This window comes from Kitasatospora sp. NPDC029367 (genome assembly GCF_055569135.1).
Window position 1 is genome coordinate 66,203 of the sequence record NZ_JBVHYH010000022.1, and the last position, 14,856, is coordinate 81,058.

A 14,856-nucleotide genomic window follows, 5' to 3' on the forward strand; every position below is an offset into this window, starting at 1 on the left:
GTGCCGCTGACAGGCCGTGACCGTCCGGGCTCTCCGGCCCTGGCACCGCCTCCGGCTCCACGCCGGACGTCACCTCCGGCGACGACGGCGTCAACGGCGGCCCGGGCAGTGCCCCCGGCTCAGTACCCGTGTTCGGCGAACTTCTTCGCGAGCTGCTCGTGCCAGCGCGCCGCGTTGCTGCCGTCCAGCTGCCCCTCGAAGGTCCGGCGGGCTGCCGCCACCAGCTCCTCGACCGTTCCCGGGCCGGTGCGGTGGCCGGTCGCGGCGTCGTACACCGCCCACAGCGCATCCTCGGTCGGGTCGTCCAGACCCAGGCAGGTCGCCACCCCGCGCCCGGCCAGGGCCTCGGCCAGCCCGACCTCGAAGGTCCGTCGCAGTTGCTGTCCGTCCGTCACGCCTCAGCTCCCGTCCCCGCCGCTCTCGCCGCTGCTGTTCCGGCCCAGGAGCCACCGCTCCCGCTGCCTGCGCCGCCGACGGCGCTGCTCCGCGCCGCGCAGCAGGTCGCCCGCGCCGAGCGTCACCGCCGCCACCGCGCGCACCCAGCCCGGCCCGCCGCGCGCGGCCCACACTATGCACCCGCACCCGGCGAGCACCAGCACCAGCACCCCGACCAGCACCGTTCCGACCACCACGGCGCCACCTCCACTTCCCCTACCGGTTCGGCCACGAATCCTCCCATGTGCCAGGATGCCCACCCGAACACCGAACAGGACCGACGAAGAATGGAGACACCCGTGGCCAACGCCCGGTTCGCCACCCTGCACACCACGGCGGGCCCGATCCGGCTGGAACTGTTCCCGTTCCACGCGCCGAAGACGGTCCGCAACTTCGTCGAACTCGCCGAGGGCGCCAAGGAGTACACCGACCCGCGCACCGGGGAGCCGGGCAGCGGCCCGTACTACGACGGCACGACCTTCCACCGGGTGATCAAGGGCTTCATGATCCAGGGTGGCGACCCGACCGGCACCGGCACCGGCGGGCCCGGCTACGCCTTCCCGGACGAGTTCCACCCGGAGCTGTTCTTCACCCGCCCGTACCTGCTGGCGATGGCCAACTCCGGCCCGGGGACGAACGGTTCGCAGTTCTTCATCACGGTGGGCACCCCCACCCACCTCAACCGCAAGCACACCATCTTCGGCCAGGTCGCCGACGCCGCCTCCCAGGCCGTGGTGGACGCGATCGCCGCCGCCCCCACCGACGGCGATCGCCCGGTCCAGGCCGTGGTGATCGACTCGGTCGAGATCACCCACGCCTGACCCCGGCGGGGCCGCAGGCCCACCTCGCCAAGCCGCCCGCCGCCCCGCACGCCGAGAACCCCTGCCGCCGCCCGGCGAAGTACGGGCGGCGGCAGGGGTGTTGACAGCGGGCGAAGCTCAGCAGCCGCCCGCCGGGCGCTCCCGGGTCACCAGGTCGGCGCGCCCCGCGGTGGCGTCCAGCCACACCACCCGGGTGCCCCGGTCGGCGGCCACCGCGTACTGGCCGCCGCGGTCGCAGGAGACCCGCTGCGCCGGGCCGCCCGCCAGCGGCACCTGCCACAGCTTGGGCAGCGCCGCGTTGGTCCAGCCGCCGGCCGGCTTCGCCGACGTCAGCTGGTAGCTGACGGCCTGGTCGGAGGCGGTCAGCGCGGCGAACCGGGGTGCCTGCGGGGAGCTCGCCGGCAGCACGTCCACGATCCCCGAGCCGTCCACCGCCCCCGAGCGGATGGTGCTGCGCGCGGCCGGGTCGGCGGGGGTGTCCAGCCACACCAGGCGCCCGCCCGCCAGCAGGGTGGAGGAGGTGCGGCTGGGCCCGGAGCCGGCCGGGGCGTGTGCGGTGTACTGGGCGGTGACCTTGCCCGCCGCGATCGAGTAGACGGTCGGGGCGTTCACCGTCCGGTCGCCGTCCTGCCAGGTCTCGGTCCAGCCGACCAGGCCGTCGCGCAGGGTCAGGCCGGACAGGCCGTGCCCCTCGGGCAGCGGGAGTTCGACCGCCGGGGCCCCGTCGTGGACGAGGTGGGCGCGGGTGCGGTGGGTGGTGTGGTCGGTGAGCACGTAGGCGGTGTCCGGGCCGGAGACCTGGAGGCCGTCGAGGCTGTCGGTGGTGCGCAGCAGGCTGCGCACCGGGCCGGTGCCGGTGAGCGGGGCGGTGAGGATCTCCTTGCCCGGGCCGCCGGAGCCGCCCTGGGCCTGCCAGACGGCGGTGGTGCCGTCGGTGGCGGCCCAGCTGTGGAAGCGGCCGTCCTGGGGGCTGAGGCGTACGGGCTTGCCGCGGCCGTCGGTGGTGCCGGTGTACAGCCCGTTGCCGTCGGGGCCGTCGGTCAGGAGAACCCAGTGGCCGTTGGCGGCGACCGGGGTGGCCTGGCCGTTGGGGGCGCTGGGCAGCAGGGTGCGGGCGTCCATGCCGAGCCTCTGCTGCCAGCCGGTCCGGATCCCGTGGGCGTCGAAGGCGGCGGCGACGGCGCGCAGTTGGCGGGGGGTGAGGCCCTGGTCGCGGCCGGCGGCCAGGACGGCGTCGCGTCCGGCGAGGAAGTCGTCGGTGGGGGTGAGGTAGTCGGCGAGGGCATGGTAGACGACCCGGTCGGCGGTGAGCGGGTCGAGGGCGCGCCGTACGTCCCACAGGGCGCCGCCGAAGATGGTGGAGTTCAGGTGCACCCCGCCGGCGTCGACGTCCAGGGTGCCCAGGTAGTCGTCGACGGTGGTGCGGTGGTCGTCCAGGTGGCGCTGGGCGCAGGCCTGCGGGGTGCCGGTGCGGCACAGGCTCTCGCCGAGCAGCGCGGCGGCGGGGTCGTCCATGGCCAGGCCGCGGGCGGTGACCTCGATGGCGTTGCCGAAGTAGTCGGCGATCGCCTCGTCCATGGCGCCGGACTGGCCGAAGTAGGCGAGGTCGGCGGTGTTGGTGATGACGGCGTGGGTCATCTCGTGGCCGGAGACGTCCAGGGCGGCGGAGAAGGGGTAGTAGCCGGGGCCGCTGCCGTAGATCATCTTGCGGCCGTCCCAGAAGGCGTTCGGGAACGGGCTGCCGTGGTCGCTGACGTTGACCACGGAGACGATCGGGCCGTCCTTGCCGTCCAGGCCGTTGCGGCCCAGGCGGTCGCGGTAGAAGTCGTACACGATCCCGGCGTTGACGTGGGCGTCGGTGGCGCCGTCGTCCCCGGTGGCGGCGGGGAAGCCGGGGGTGGGGGAGGAGGCGGGGGAGGCGTCGGCGGGGACGGCGGCGTCGAAGTCGCCCGCGTCGCGGCCGCCGGCGTCGTAGGTGGTGATGGCGGCGGGGCGGGTGAGGTCGGTGAGCTGGTAGCCGCCGTCGGGGCGTTGGGCGATGTTGACGGCGGTGGCGCGCCCGTGGGCGTCGGGGGCGGTGCCGGTGGCGGGACGCAGGCCGTCGGCGGCACCGCCGGCGGTGCCGGCCGGGGTGGCCGGGGCGGCCGCGGGGCGGGGCGCTCGGGCGTCGTGGGCGAGGGCGACGGTGCCGGTGGTGGCGTCGACGTACACCTCGCGGGCGGTGGCGCCGGTGCCGGGGTGCACGGTGTAGTGCTCGGTCAGGCGGCCCGGGCCGCCGGGCAGGACGACGGCGCCCAGGTCCTCGGCGGTGGCGCCGGTGCGCTGCTGCGGGTCGGTCAGCGCCTCGAGCGCTGCGCGGTGCAGGGCCTCGGCCGGGACGGCGGGGGTGGTGGGGGCGGTCAGGCCGGTGAAGTAGCGCCCGCCCGCCGACTCGACCTTCTGGGCGTCGCCCTGTCCGGTCAGGTGCACCAGGTACTGGCCGCCGAGGACGGGGATCCCGCCGTGGCGCTGCTCGAACCTGACGGTGCGCCGGCCGTCGGGGCCGGGGGTGGAGGCGAGTTCGGTCAGCTCGCCGGTGTCGATGCGGTAGCGCTCGGGGTGCGCGGCCAGGTGGGCGCGGGCGGCCCGGCCCGGGTCGCCGGTGGCGGGCTCGGCCAGGCCGGTCACCAGCTGCGGGGCGGCGGTGTCCCGGCCCTCGACCAGGGCGGGCACCGGGTCGGCGCCGGCGGCGGCCGGTTCCGGTGCGGGTGGCGGTGCGGCCAGGGCGGCCGGCGCGGTCAGGGCCAGCGCCACGGTGGCGGCGGCGACGGCCAGGGTACGGGCGGTGCGCGGGTGTCGGGGCACGGCGGTCCTCTCGCATGCGGATGCGGCGGCGCGACGGCACGGCGGTGCGGTCGCGCCCACCCACCATAAGCAGTCTGGCGACATATGTCGATTGACTGCCTATCAAGTGCGCTCCCACGGGCCCCTCCCGGTCCAACGGCCCTCCGTAGGCGACCAGTTCAGCCCCACTCGCGCCCGCCCGGCTCCCGCGCCGGCCCCGCCCCCCGACGTCGCGCCCCCGTCACCCGACCCGATCATCGGACCGCCCGGGGACTCAGCCCGCGCGCCGTACCGGGGTCTCGTCCTCGGCCCCGGCCACCCACTCCGGCAGCGGCTCGCGCCGGGCGAGCCAGCCGGCGGCCTCCCCGCCCAGGCCGGTGCGGGCGGCGACCACGCCGCCGGTGATGGCGCAGGTGGTGTCCACATCGCCCAGACCCTCGGCGGTGGTCCACAGGGCGTCGGTGAGGCTGTCGAGGTGGTGGGCGGCCGACCACAAGGCGAAGGGCACGGTGTCGCCGGCCCGTACCCGCTGCCCGTTGCCCAGCAGGTCCGCCGCGCGCCAGGGCTCGGTGTCCGGGGCGAGTTCGGCGGCCCGGGCCAGTCCCTCGCGCACCGGGCCGGCCGGGGTGCGCCCGGCCACCTCGGCGAGGAAGGCGGCCCCGGCCGGTGCCGGAGCCCCGGCGCCCCCGCGTCCGCGCGCGGCCAGCGCGGCCAGCGCGGCCGCCAGCGCCACGGCCACCGCGCCGGCGATCCCCTCGGGGTGGGCGTGCGTCACCTCGGCCGACAGCGCGGCCTGTTCCGCGGCCTCGTCCAGGTCCGCGTGGAACCAGGCGCCCAGCGGCGCCACCCGCATCGCCGCACCGTTGCCCAGGCTGCCCTGCCCGTCGAACAGCCTGCGCGACTCCGCGCGCCACGCCGACGGCCGCCCGGCCAGCCGGGGCAGCAGCAGGCTCATGCCGTTGCCGTAACCGCGGTAGGCGTCGGCCAGGTACGTCGCCCCGAAGGCCTGGGCCAGGCGCTCCTGGTGCACCGCCTCGTACGCGGTGAGGATCCCGTACACCGACAGCGCCATCGCCGTGTCGTCGGTCCAGTGCCACGGGGTCTCCGGCGGCACCCGCCGGGCCCGGATCTGTGCGAACGCCACCTTCGGTGTGCGGAAGAGCGGGAACCACCGCTCGCCGAAGCCGTCCCCGAGCGCCAGGCCCTCCAACGTGTCACGTGCTGCCGAATACGTCATGGCCGCATGATCGCACCGGCCGCGCCCCGGCGGTGCGGTGGTCCGGCGTCAGTTCGCCGTGACCCGCTTGTCCGGTGCAAGCCCCGTCCTTTAGGGCGGGGTTGGCCGGGACGGTCCGCAGCGCGGAGCCCCTACAGCGGGCGCTGCTGTTGTTCGATGTACTGCCCGATGATGCTGGTCGGAGCGCCGCCGCAGGACGCGGCGAAGTAGGAGGGTGACCAGAGGTGGCCGTGCATGACGGCTCGGTTCACCCGGTCGGTGAAGTCCCGGCGCAGGATACGGGCGGATACCTCCTTTGAGGCTGTTCACAAGGCCGGACACGGCTACCTTCGGCGGATGGTTCACCAGCAGGCGGACGTGATCGGTCTCGCCGTTGAACTCGACAAGGGTCGCCTCGAAGTCCTCGCACACCTTGCGCATGGCGGCCTCGCAGACGGTCAGCATCTCGTCGTCCAGGACGCCTCGCCGGTCGTCACGAAGACCAAATGAACGGGCATCGCCGAAACCACATGTCGGCCGCGTCGGCAATCGCCATTTGTAGCCATGGACCAAATGAGACAATCGTGGTTGTGCAGCTCCGGTACAACTACCGCGTGTACCCCACGCCGGGTCAGTGTCAGTCGCTGGCCCGCGCGTTCGGGTGCGCCCGCGTGGTCTTCAATGACGGCCTTCGAGCACGTCAGGAAGCCCACGCGGCGGGGCTGCCGTACATCACCGACACCGACTTGCAGAAGCAGGTCATCACCGCCGCGAAGCGCACGGCCGAGCGCGAGTGGCTGGGTGAGGTGTCATCAGTGGTGCTGGTGCAGTCCCTACGGGACCTGCACACCGCCTACCGGAACTTCTTCTCCTGCGTCACCGGAAAGCGCAAGGGCCCCAAGGTCGCACCGCCGCGCTTCAAGTCCAAGCGGGACAGCAAGCAGTCGATCCGGCTCACCGCGAACGGCTTCTCCCTTCGGGACAACGGCACGCTGTACGTGGCGAAGATCGGCGACCTTAAGGTCCGCTGGTCCCGGCCGCTACCGACCGCGCCGACCAGCGCCACGGTCACCAAGGACGCCGCCGACCGGTACTGGGTCAGCTTCGTCGTGGACACCGAGCCGCAGATCCTCGAAGACCTGGATCTGTCCGGTCCGCTGGAGTCCGAGGCCGGGATCGACCTCGGGCTCACCCACTTCGCGGTGCTCTCCGACGGCCGTAAGGTCGACGCACCGAAGTTCCTGCGCCGGGCGGAGCGCAAGCTCAAGCGGATGCAGAAGGCCCTGAGCCGCTGCGCGAAGGGCAGTAACAACCGGGCGAAGGCCCGCAGGAAAGTCGCACGTCAGCACGCCAGGGTGGCCGACCGCCGCCGGGACTGGCACCACCGGGAATCCACGCGCATCATCCGCGAGACTCAAGCGGTGTACGTGGAGGACCTCGCGGTGTCCGGCCTCGGCCGGACCCCGCTCGCCAAGAGCGTGCACGACGCCGGATGGTCCGCGTTCGTCACCATGCTGGAGTACAAGGCCGCCAAGCACGGCCGGTACCTCGGCCGGACAGGCCGCTTCGAACCAACCTCGCAGGTCTGCTCGGCCTGCGGCGTCAAGGACGGCCCCAAGCCCCTCGGCGTCCGAGCATGGACGTGCGGGGACTGCGGGAGCGTCCACGACCGCGACGTGAACGCGGCACGCAACATCCTGGCCGCCGGAAGGGCGGACAGGCTAAACGCCTCGTGGAGCGCAGGTAAGACCGGACCCGTTCCGGCGCAGCGCGTTGAAGCAGGAACCCGCCGAGACCGGCACACGCCGGTGGTAGGAATCCCCGCCCTTTAGGACGGGGAGGACTTCAACGGGAGGAGGCCGCGCTCGCCGAAGACCTTCTTGGCGACGAAGGTCGCGTTCAGCGCCTTGGGGAACCCGCAGTACACGGCCGAGTGCAGCAGCGCCTCGGTGATCTCCACGGGGGTGAGGCCGACGTTGAGCGAGGCGTTGATGTGGACCTCCAGCTGCGGCTCGCAGCCGCCGAGCGCGGTGAGCATCCCCAGGGTCACCAACTGCCGGTCGCGCGGGGCGAGTTCGGGGCGGCTGTAGACGTCGCCGAAGCCCCAGGCGACGACCTGGTGGGCCAGCTCCGGGCTGATGCCGGCCAGCGCGTCCACCACCCGCTGCCCGCCCTCCCCGTCGACCCGGGTGAGCACCTCCATGCCCCGCTCGAACCGCTCCTGCCGCTGCCCGGCCCCCTGCTCCGCAACACCCATGGCGCCTGTCCTCTCCTCGTACCCGTTCCCGTGCCGCGGCCCCGGCCGACCGGCCCTGACCACGGAAGGAACCGTAGGACTTGGAGCGCACTCCAACTCAAGGCCGGGCCGGAGCCACCGCCCGCGGCACCCGGACGCACGACACCCCGGCAGGGCGCCTGTTGCGGTTGGGTCACGGAGTGTCCGATTCATCGGGCATTGCACGGGAGTGCGGCGATTGATTTTGTTGGCGAGAAGGTCATCGGACTCTCATAATCCCTGCTGAGACGCGTGATGGCCGGTCCGGGAAAGCCGTGGGGGAGCGGAATCCGACGGTGGCCCACGTGCGACATTCCGATCATTCCCATGGGGGGAGTCCTTTGCCCGCGCCCGAGAACGAGAGCGCCGCGTTCACCGACCCGCCGCCGGTCGTCGTAGCGCAGCCGGCCGTCGTAGCGCCCGAGCCCGCAGCCGCGCCGGAAGCGGCTGCCGTGCCCGAGCCCGCGCCTGCGGCCGTGCCCGAGCCCGCCGACCCGGCCACGGCGGCCCAGGCGGCCCCGGCTCCGCGCCGGTTGCCGCGCGCCGTCGGGGTCGCGCTGGCCACCGCCGGACTGCTCGCCGTCACGGCGGCCAGTGCCGCGGTGACCGTCGCCGTCGGCAAGCCGGACGGCCACCCGGCCGCCGCACCCGCACCGCGTGCCACCGCCACCGCCCCGGCGAGCGGCGGCCCGAGCGCCGCCGCGAGTGCCACGCCCTCCGCCGTACCCGTCCCGGTGCCGACGGCCGTCCCGACCGAGCCCGCCCCGGCCAGCACCGTCAAGGGCACCGTCAGCGGCGGCAAGCACGACGGCGACCTGCGCTACTTCCTGCTCCCGATCCCGGCCGGCGGCGAGTCCTACGGGCCCGCCGACGGGATGGCGATGACCCGTGACGACGTCTCCGAGATGTTCGGCAAGCCGGACGACATCGACACCATCCTCAGCCGCCTCGGCTACCGGGACGGCGCCACCCGCACCTACCGCACCGCCGACGGCACCGCCGAAGTCACCGTCACCCTGCTGCACTTCGGCTCCGCCGACCTGGCGAGCCGGTTCGTCCAGGGCTACACCGTCAAGTCGCAGGAACCGATCGACATCGACGGCGACCCCAACGCCCACGGCTTCCGCCGCAAGCCCAAGAATGAGGCCTACACCGGCTCGATGACCGGCATCTCCAGCCAGGGCGACGTCCAGTACACCGTCGACGTCGAGGTCAAGGGCACGCCGGACAAGGCGCTGCTGAACGACCTGATGAAGCGCCAGCGCGAGTGGCTCGCCTCCGGCGGCTGAGCCCGCGCCCGCGCGATCGCCCCACGACGTCCTCCCGCCCCTCCTCCTCTGGAGCCGCTTCCGTGACCACCGAACCCGAGCAGCCGCCGGCCGCGGCCGGCGACCCGTCCGGCCCGTCCGCGTCGGGCGCGTCGGCCGAACCGCCGACGCCGCCCGTACCGCCCGTACCGCCCGTGCCACCGGTCCCGCCGGTGCCCCCGGTGCCGGCCGAACCCTCCGTAGCGCCAGTCCCGCCGGTGCCCCCCGTCCCGGCCCCGTCCCCCTGGTCGGCCCAGGCATCGGCGCACCAGGCGCCGGTCGTCGAGGAGTTCGCCCCTACGGCGGACGCCTACGCCGACTACCTGTCGGCCGGCCCCGAGGCCGCCCCGCGCCCCCCGCGCCGCCCCCGCCCGGTGCTGCTGTCCGTCTGCGCCCTGGTCGTGGGCGTGCTGGCCGGCGGCGGCGTCGGCTACGCGATCCAGGCCCAGCGCCCGCCCACGCCGCTGCCCCCGCTCCAGGTCGCCCTGCCCGCCTACCCGGCCGAGACGGTCGACCCCGCCGCCCTCGCCGCCGCCCAGCCCCCGCCGCCCGCCATCGAGGGCGACCTGACCAAGCTGCTGATCAGCGCCCCCGACGGCAGCACCGCCTGGGGCGACTACCCGGACAAGCCCGGCTGGATGTCGATCGGCGAACTCGCCGAACGCAAGGGCGACGCGGCCGTCGTCTTCAAGGACCTCGCCACGTCCGGCTTCCGGCGCGCCGCCGAGGTGGACTGGATGAAGGACGACATCCGCTACCGGGTCACGCTCACCCAGTACACGCCCGAGCACATCGACGAGGCCGCGGCCTTCCACGGGCAGACCTTCGCCGACGACACCGACGGCGGCTACCGGGTGGACCCCGAACCCAGGCACTGGTCCGACACCAAGGACCAGTACTACTACGGCCACGCCGCCGCCCAGCGCGGCACGGTGCTGATGACCGTCGAGGTGTTCAGCCCCAAGCCGGTGGAATCCGGGGACCTCAAGGCCCTCGCCAAGCAGCAGTGGGAGCGGCTGGCATGACCGACGACTCCGTGACCGACGACTCCGTGACCGCCGTGCCGGCCGCCCCGGCCGAGCCGCACACCCCGGCCGAGCCACTCACCCCGGCCGCCCCGGCCACCCCGGCCGCCCCGGCCACCCCGGCCGAGCAGACCCCCGCGGCCACCGAACCGGCCGCGCCCGCAGGCCAGTCGGCCCCCGCGCCGAACCCCGCCCCGCGCCGCCTGCTGCGCGCGGGCGCCGCCACCGTCGCCGCCGCCCTGGTCGGCGTGGTCATCGGCGTCGGCATCATCAAGACCCAGTACGACGACCCCGCCCCGGTCGCCGCCGCCGGCCCCACCGGCACCCCCGCCCCGACCGCCACCCCCACGCCCTTCGGCGCCAAGTCCAACGGCAGCCACTTCGGCTCGCTGCGCGACCTGCTGCTGCCCGTCCCGGCCGGCTACGCGCCGGGCCCCGACGAGGGCGGCTACGGCAACGACACCGAACTCGGCGCCGGACAGCTGACCGACGAGATGGACGCCGAGCTCCAGCAGGTCCCCAAGGACAAGCGCGACAAGCTCCGCTCCTACTGGCAGGGCCTGCACGTCAAGGGCACCGGCGTACGGACCTACCGCAACGACGACGGCAACCTGGTGATCGGCCTGCGGCTGCGCCAGTTCAACCAGCAGGAGGTGCAACGGATCAACGAGTACACCGCGGTGTTCACCGGCGACACCGGCATCTTCCGCTCCGGCCCGCAGATCCCCGGCCACCCCGAGGCGCACTGCTACCTGATGCCCGCGCCGCCGTCCGCGCCGATCGACTACCTGGAGTGCTCGGCCGCCGAGGGCGACCTCCTGGTGATCATGAGCGCCGAGGGCGTGGCACCGCTGCCCAAGGACAGGATCGTGGCCCTCTTCACCATGCAGCTCGACCGCCTCGCCAGCCCCGGAGCCTCCGTATGACCGACGACCACGCCGCCACCCCGCAGCCCGGGCCGCAGTTTGCCCCGGAGTTCGCCCCGGAGTCCGCCCCGGAGTTCGCCCCGCCGCTCGACGCCGACCCGGCCCCCGCCCCCGCCCCGGCGCCGACCGCCGAGGAGCAGGCCCTCGCGGCACGGGCCGCCGAGGAGCAGGCCGCCCACCGCACCCGCCGCCGCAAGGCCGCGGTGCGCTGGGGCTGCGCCGTCCTGGTGTTCGCCCTGGCCGGCACCGGCACCGCGCTGGCCGTCACCGCGCCCGAGCGCACCGACATCCCCGGCCTGGCCACCGCCGGTGACGGCCGCTACACCTTCCCGCCGCTGGCCCTGCCGCCGCTGCCCTCGGGCAAGGCCGCGCCCAACCTCAAGGACAAGACCAAGGACAAGAGCGCCGCCGTGCACCTGGCGGACCTGCGGTACCTGCTGCTGCCCGCGCCCAAGGAGGCCGGCGGCTCGGTGAACCCGCCGGTCTTCCCGGCCCCGACGGTCCCGACGGGTTCGGCCTCCGCGAGCCCGAGCGCCTCCGACACCCCGTCCGACGCCCCGTCCGGCACCCCGTCCGGCACCCCTTCGGCCTCCGCGAGCCCGAGCGCCTTCGGCACGGCGTCGGCGGCCCCCGAGGGGGCGGCCCCGGCCAACTGGGTGTCCTGCGACGCGCTGCTCGGCGACCTGCAGAACCCGGCCCGGATGCGCACCCTGCTGCGGCAGAACGTGTGCCGCGCGGCCACCGTCCGGGAGTGGACCGCCTCCGACGGCACCAGCACCCGGATCCGGCTGATGCGCTTCGGCACCTCCGCCGAGGCCTGGGACACCTTCTCCCGGACGCGTTCGGAGATCCAGCTCAAGGCCGCGCCCGACGCGCGGACCGCGACCTCCTCGGCCGACGGCGAGCTGCCGGACGGTGTCGAGGTGACCCGCAAGGAGTCCCGGGAGACCGCGGGCAAGGACGTGCCGACGACCCGGCTGGCGTTCGTGTCGGCCTCCGACGTGGTGGCCGTGATCACCATGACCAACCCGCGCGGCGTGCCCGCCGCGGCCTTCCGCCAGGTGGTCGACCTCCAGTCCGACCTGCTCGCCTGAGCGCGGCGCCCACCCGAGGGCCCCGCACCCCCCCCGCGCACCGGGCGGGTGCGGGGCCCTCGGCCCGTCACGGTACGGGCGGCCCGGCCGGCCCCGGGCCGCTCCGCCGGCCCCGTGCCGCTCCGCCGGCCCCGCCCCGGCCGGTGTGCCGTACCCGAACGGCCCGCCGGGCGCCGGGCGGTGACAGAACGGTGACGAATCCCTGATGAATCCCTTGCGAAAACCGGCGCTCCGCGGACTTACGATCATCGGCGCCCGGTGACCACACCGCCGGGTCACCACACATGGGGGAACGACGGATGAGCACACCGGCACCGGGCGGGTTCGGAGTCAACCACGCCGCGCTGGACAAGGCGCACGCCACGCTGACCAACCTGGCCCACGACTGCCCGGGCGCGGGCGCGGTCGCCGACGACGCCACCGGGACGGCGGTCGGCGCCCTCAAGAACTGGGACAGCGCCGGGGCGTTGAAGGACTCGCTCGACGAGTGGCACCAGCAGGTCAACGCGCTGACCGGGCGGCTGAACGCCAACGCCGCCGCGATGCAGAGCACCAGCGCCAACTACCGCAGTACCAACCTGTCCATCGCCCAGTCCCTCCAGGTGCAGTGACCATGCTCGGATACGAAGACGTCATCAACGCCAACCCGGACGCGCTGACCGCGGCCGCCACCCAGTGGCGCGCGATGGCCACCCGCTTCCACACCATGCAGACCACCATGGAGCAGGACGTCCTGGGCGGAAGCGGCAACGGCGGCGGCATCGGCGGCAACGGTCTGTTCACCCCGGGCGGCTCCGGCCTGCCGGGCAGCGGCGGCCCCTGGTGGACGGGTGGCACCGCGAACCTGGCCAACGCGGCGCTGCTGGCCACCAAGGGCCAGATCGTCGACGCCCAGACCGAGGCGAACGCGATGGCCTCGCTGCTCGACGAGGCGCACGCCGACTTCGCCGCCGCGCAGAAGCAGACCCGCGACGCCGCCGACGGCGCCGTCAAGGACGGCTTCAAGGTGACCGGCACCGGCACCGCCGTGTTCGACGAGAGCACCCTCGACCCGGCCACCCGCCAGGCCCTGCACCACGACCCGGAGGCCCGGCAGTCCTACCAGGACGCGGCCGACAAGTGGACCAAGGCGATCGCGGCCGGCGTCCAGGCCGCCACCCGCGCCGACCAGCGCATCGCCGCCGCCCTGCGCGGCGCCTCCAAGGCCGGCAACCCGCTGGACACCACCTTCAACGGCCAGGCCGTGGGCGGCGGCGACGCCGGTGACGCCCAGCGCGCCGCCGACCTGGCCACCCACCTGAACGACCTGACCCCGGAGCAACTGGTCCAGCTGCAGGACCTGATGAAGGACAAGGCCGACCACCCCGCCTTCTCCCAGGGCCTGTTGGACCGGCTCGGCCCGGACGGCATGCTCAAGCTCGCCGGGAAGCTGAGCAGCCCCGGCGGCGACCGCAAGGCCGCCTACACCGACCTCCAGGGCGGCCTCAGCCACGCGCTGGCCTCCGCCACCCAGGACACCAACACCGACTTCTACCGGCGCTGGCGCGCGGGCATGGCCAAGGTCGGCTGCGACGGGGACCACAACTACGGCTCCAACACCGACCCGGTGTACGGGTACCAGGTCCTCACCACGCTGATGGCCAAGGGCGACGCCAAGTACTCGGCCGGGATGCTCGGCGACCTGGCCGACGACATCACCGCCGCGGAGAAGAAGACCCCCGACGCGTGGTCCTACAAGGCCAACCACAACGGCACCGCGCTGGGCGCCGACCCGCTGGACAACGTGCTCGCCGTGATGGGCCGCGAGCCGGACGCCGCCACCGCCTACCTGGACCCGAACTCCGGCGGCGGCAACCAGCACCTGCACTACCTGCTCAAGGACCGCAAGTGGCCCGAGGGCTGGGTCAGTTCGATGGCCGGCCCGTTCAAGACGCCCGACCCGCTGTCGCAGAGCGGCCTGGGCGCGGCGCTGGAGGCCGCCACCACCGGCCAGCCGGCCGGCGCCCCGCACACCGGGCACCACACCGAGGCGCAGGCCCGGATCATGCACGACACCGTCACCACCCTGGACGAGGGCCAGGGCGGCAACAAGGTCAACGCCAACCTGCGCCAGCCGCTGGCCAACGCGCTGGCCGACTACACCAACGACAGCCACGAGATCTTCAACGGCCGCAACTCCCAGTACCTGGACCACGGCAGCACGGTGTGGACCGACGCGAACGGCACCGTGCACATGGGCGTCGGCGAGGACAGCCTGGTGCGGGTGATGCGCGGACTGTCCGACAACCCCGACGCCTACGCCACCCTGCACCAGGCCGAGAGCGCGAAGATCGCCCAGGAGCTGTCCTCGATCGGGCCCCACCCCTCGCAGAACGACGTCCAGGACGTGATGAACAAGGGCGCCGCCAGCCTGGGCGTCTACGACGCGATCCGCGCCGACGTCGCCATGGGCCAGCGCGACGACGCCAACCTCCAGGCCGACTGGAAGGCCAAGGTCGCCTACCACGTGGTCGGCGCCCCGCTCACCCCCATCCCGTGGGTCGGCGACAGCGCCCAGCGCCTGGTCGACACCTGGGCCTGGGAGTGGGACAACCAGATGAAGGACCACAACAACAGCGTCGCCAACGCCAAGATCTCCGACACCTACCTGGACGCCAACAACGAGATGACCCACCTGGTCAGCGGCTGGGCCAAGGACCGCGGCATGGACCCGGACAGCAGCATGATCCACGTCGTCGAGGACGCCTCCCACGACCGCCGCTCCACCAGCGCCACCACCGCCGGCCACTTCCTGGGCCGCGGCAACTCCTGACGTAGCGTCAACTGTGGTGGGGGGGGCGGCGCGAAGGGAGAGGGGGGGGGGGGGGGGAGAGGGGGGGGGGGGGGGGGGGGGGGGGGGGGGGGGGGGGCGTCCCTTCTCCCCCTCCCTTGGCA

The 14,856-nt window shown here is 74.1% G+C and carries 13 protein-coding genes and 1 pseudogene; 8 read left to right on the forward strand and 6 right to left on the reverse strand.

The window, feature by feature from the left end:
• Positions 1 to 119: 119 nt before the first annotated feature.
• Positions 120 to 395 (reverse strand): hypothetical protein, encoded by a 276-nt coding sequence (locus ACZ4W5_RS15055; protein ID WP_465654787.1) that lies wholly within the window; start codon positions 393 to 395, stop codon positions 120 to 122.
• 3 nt (positions 396 to 398) lie between these two features.
• Positions 399 to 632: a hypothetical protein gene (locus ACZ4W5_RS15060; RefSeq protein ID WP_465654789.1), complete on the reverse strand. Its 234-nt coding sequence runs from the start codon at positions 630 to 632 to the stop codon at positions 399 to 401.
• A 102-nt stretch (positions 633 to 734) separates the two neighbouring features.
• Between ACZ4W5_RS15060 and ACZ4W5_RS15065 the strand changes: the two genes are divergently transcribed.
• Complete coding sequence (locus tag ACZ4W5_RS15065) at positions 735 to 1,256, forward strand: peptidylprolyl isomerase (RefSeq protein ID WP_465654848.1); 522 nt, start codon at positions 735 to 737, stop codon at positions 1,254 to 1,256.
• Positions 1,257 to 1,373: 117 nt separating this feature from the next.
• Here the strand turns inward: ACZ4W5_RS15065 and ACZ4W5_RS15070 are convergent, their stop codons facing one another.
• From ACZ4W5_RS15070 to tnpA, 3 genes and pseudogenes are all read right to left on the reverse strand, one after another.
• The gene (locus tag ACZ4W5_RS15070; protein ID WP_465654791.1) at positions 1,374 to 4,100 is read right to left on the reverse strand and encodes a M4 family metallopeptidase; all 2,727 of its coding nucleotides are present in this window, start codon (positions 4,098 to 4,100) and stop codon (positions 1,374 to 1,376) included.
• A gap of 253 nt (positions 4,101 to 4,353) precedes the next feature.
• On the reverse strand, positions 4,354 to 5,316 hold the full coding sequence (locus tag ACZ4W5_RS15075) for an ADP-ribosylglycohydrolase family protein (RefSeq protein WP_465654793.1): 963 nt from the start codon (positions 5,314 to 5,316) through the stop codon (positions 4,354 to 4,356).
• 131 nt (positions 5,317 to 5,447) lie between these two features.
• Positions 5,448 to 5,861, reverse strand: a pseudogene (tnpA, locus tag ACZ4W5_RS15080) (IS200/IS605 family transposase).
• 24 nt (positions 5,862 to 5,885) lie between these two features.
• Here tnpA and ACZ4W5_RS15085 point away from each other — a divergent pair.
• Positions 5,886 to 7,127 (forward strand): RNA-guided endonuclease InsQ/TnpB family protein, encoded by a 1,242-nt coding sequence (locus ACZ4W5_RS15085; protein WP_465654850.1) that lies wholly within the window; start codon positions 5,886 to 5,888, stop codon positions 7,125 to 7,127.
• On the opposite strand, the gene ACZ4W5_RS15090 is transcribed toward ACZ4W5_RS15085, so the two are convergent.
• The gene (locus ACZ4W5_RS15090; protein ID WP_465654795.1) at positions 7,124 to 7,552 is read right to left on the reverse strand and encodes a carboxymuconolactone decarboxylase family protein; all 429 of its coding nucleotides are present in this window, start codon (positions 7,550 to 7,552) and stop codon (positions 7,124 to 7,126) included. The genes ACZ4W5_RS15085 and ACZ4W5_RS15090 overlap by 4 nt on opposite strands.
• A gap of 359 nt (positions 7,553 to 7,911) precedes the next feature.
• On the opposite strand from ACZ4W5_RS15090, the gene ACZ4W5_RS15095 reads away from it, so the two are divergent.
• The 6 genes from ACZ4W5_RS15095 (at position 7,912) to ACZ4W5_RS15120 (ending at position 14,734) form a co-directional block, all read left to right on the forward strand.
• The gene (locus ACZ4W5_RS15095; RefSeq protein ID WP_465654797.1) at positions 7,912 to 8,859 is read left to right on the forward strand and encodes a hypothetical protein; all 948 of its coding nucleotides are present in this window, start codon (positions 7,912 to 7,914) and stop codon (positions 8,857 to 8,859) included.
• Positions 8,860 to 8,921: 62 nt separating this feature from the next.
• The gene (locus ACZ4W5_RS15100; protein WP_465654799.1) at positions 8,922 to 9,902 is read left to right on the forward strand and encodes a hypothetical protein; all 981 of its coding nucleotides are present in this window, start codon (positions 8,922 to 8,924) and stop codon (positions 9,900 to 9,902) included.
• Complete coding sequence (locus tag ACZ4W5_RS15105; RefSeq protein WP_465654801.1) at positions 9,899 to 10,828, forward strand: hypothetical protein; 930 nt, start codon at positions 9,899 to 9,901, stop codon at positions 10,826 to 10,828. Before ACZ4W5_RS15100 ends, ACZ4W5_RS15105 begins: the two co-directional genes overlap by 4 nt.
• Complete coding sequence (locus tag ACZ4W5_RS15110) at positions 10,825 to 11,922, forward strand: hypothetical protein (RefSeq protein WP_465654803.1); 1,098 nt, start codon at positions 10,825 to 10,827, stop codon at positions 11,920 to 11,922. The genes ACZ4W5_RS15105 and ACZ4W5_RS15110 overlap by 4 nt, the downstream gene beginning before the upstream one ends.
• A 299-nt stretch (positions 11,923 to 12,221) precedes the next feature.
• Entirely contained in the window at positions 12,222 to 12,533 is a 312-nt protein-coding gene (locus tag ACZ4W5_RS15115; RefSeq protein WP_465654804.1) for a hypothetical protein, read from the forward strand.
• Positions 12,534 to 12,535: 2 nt separating this feature from the next.
• Positions 12,536 to 14,734, forward strand: a complete 2,199-nt coding sequence (locus ACZ4W5_RS15120) for a DUF6571 family protein (protein WP_465654805.1) — start codon at positions 12,536 to 12,538, stop codon at positions 14,732 to 14,734.
• Positions 14,735 to 14,856: the final 122 nt, after the last annotated feature.

Excerpts from the sequence above, each read along its gene's own strand:
- ACZ4W5_RS15075 (WP_465654793.1), bottom strand. The coding sequence starts at position 5,316 with ATGACGTATTCGGCAGCACGTGACACGTTGGAGGGCCTGGCGCTCGGG.
- ACZ4W5_RS15090 (WP_465654795.1), bottom strand. The coding sequence starts at position 7,552 with ATGGGTGTTGCGGAGCAGGGGGCCGGGCAGCGGCAGGAGCGGTTCGAG.
- ACZ4W5_RS15105 (WP_465654801.1), top strand. The coding sequence starts at position 9,899 with ATGACCGACGACTCCGTGACCGACGACTCCGTGACCGCCGTGCCGGCC.
- ACZ4W5_RS15110 (WP_465654803.1), top strand. The coding sequence starts at position 10,825 with ATGACCGACGACCACGCCGCCACCCCGCAGCCCGGGCCGCAGTTTGCC.
- ACZ4W5_RS15115 (WP_465654804.1), top strand. The coding sequence starts at position 12,222 with ATGAGCACACCGGCACCGGGCGGGTTCGGAGTCAACCACGCCGCGCTG.
- ACZ4W5_RS15120 (WP_465654805.1), top strand. The coding sequence starts at position 12,536 with ATGCTCGGATACGAAGACGTCATCAACGCCAACCCGGACGCGCTGACC.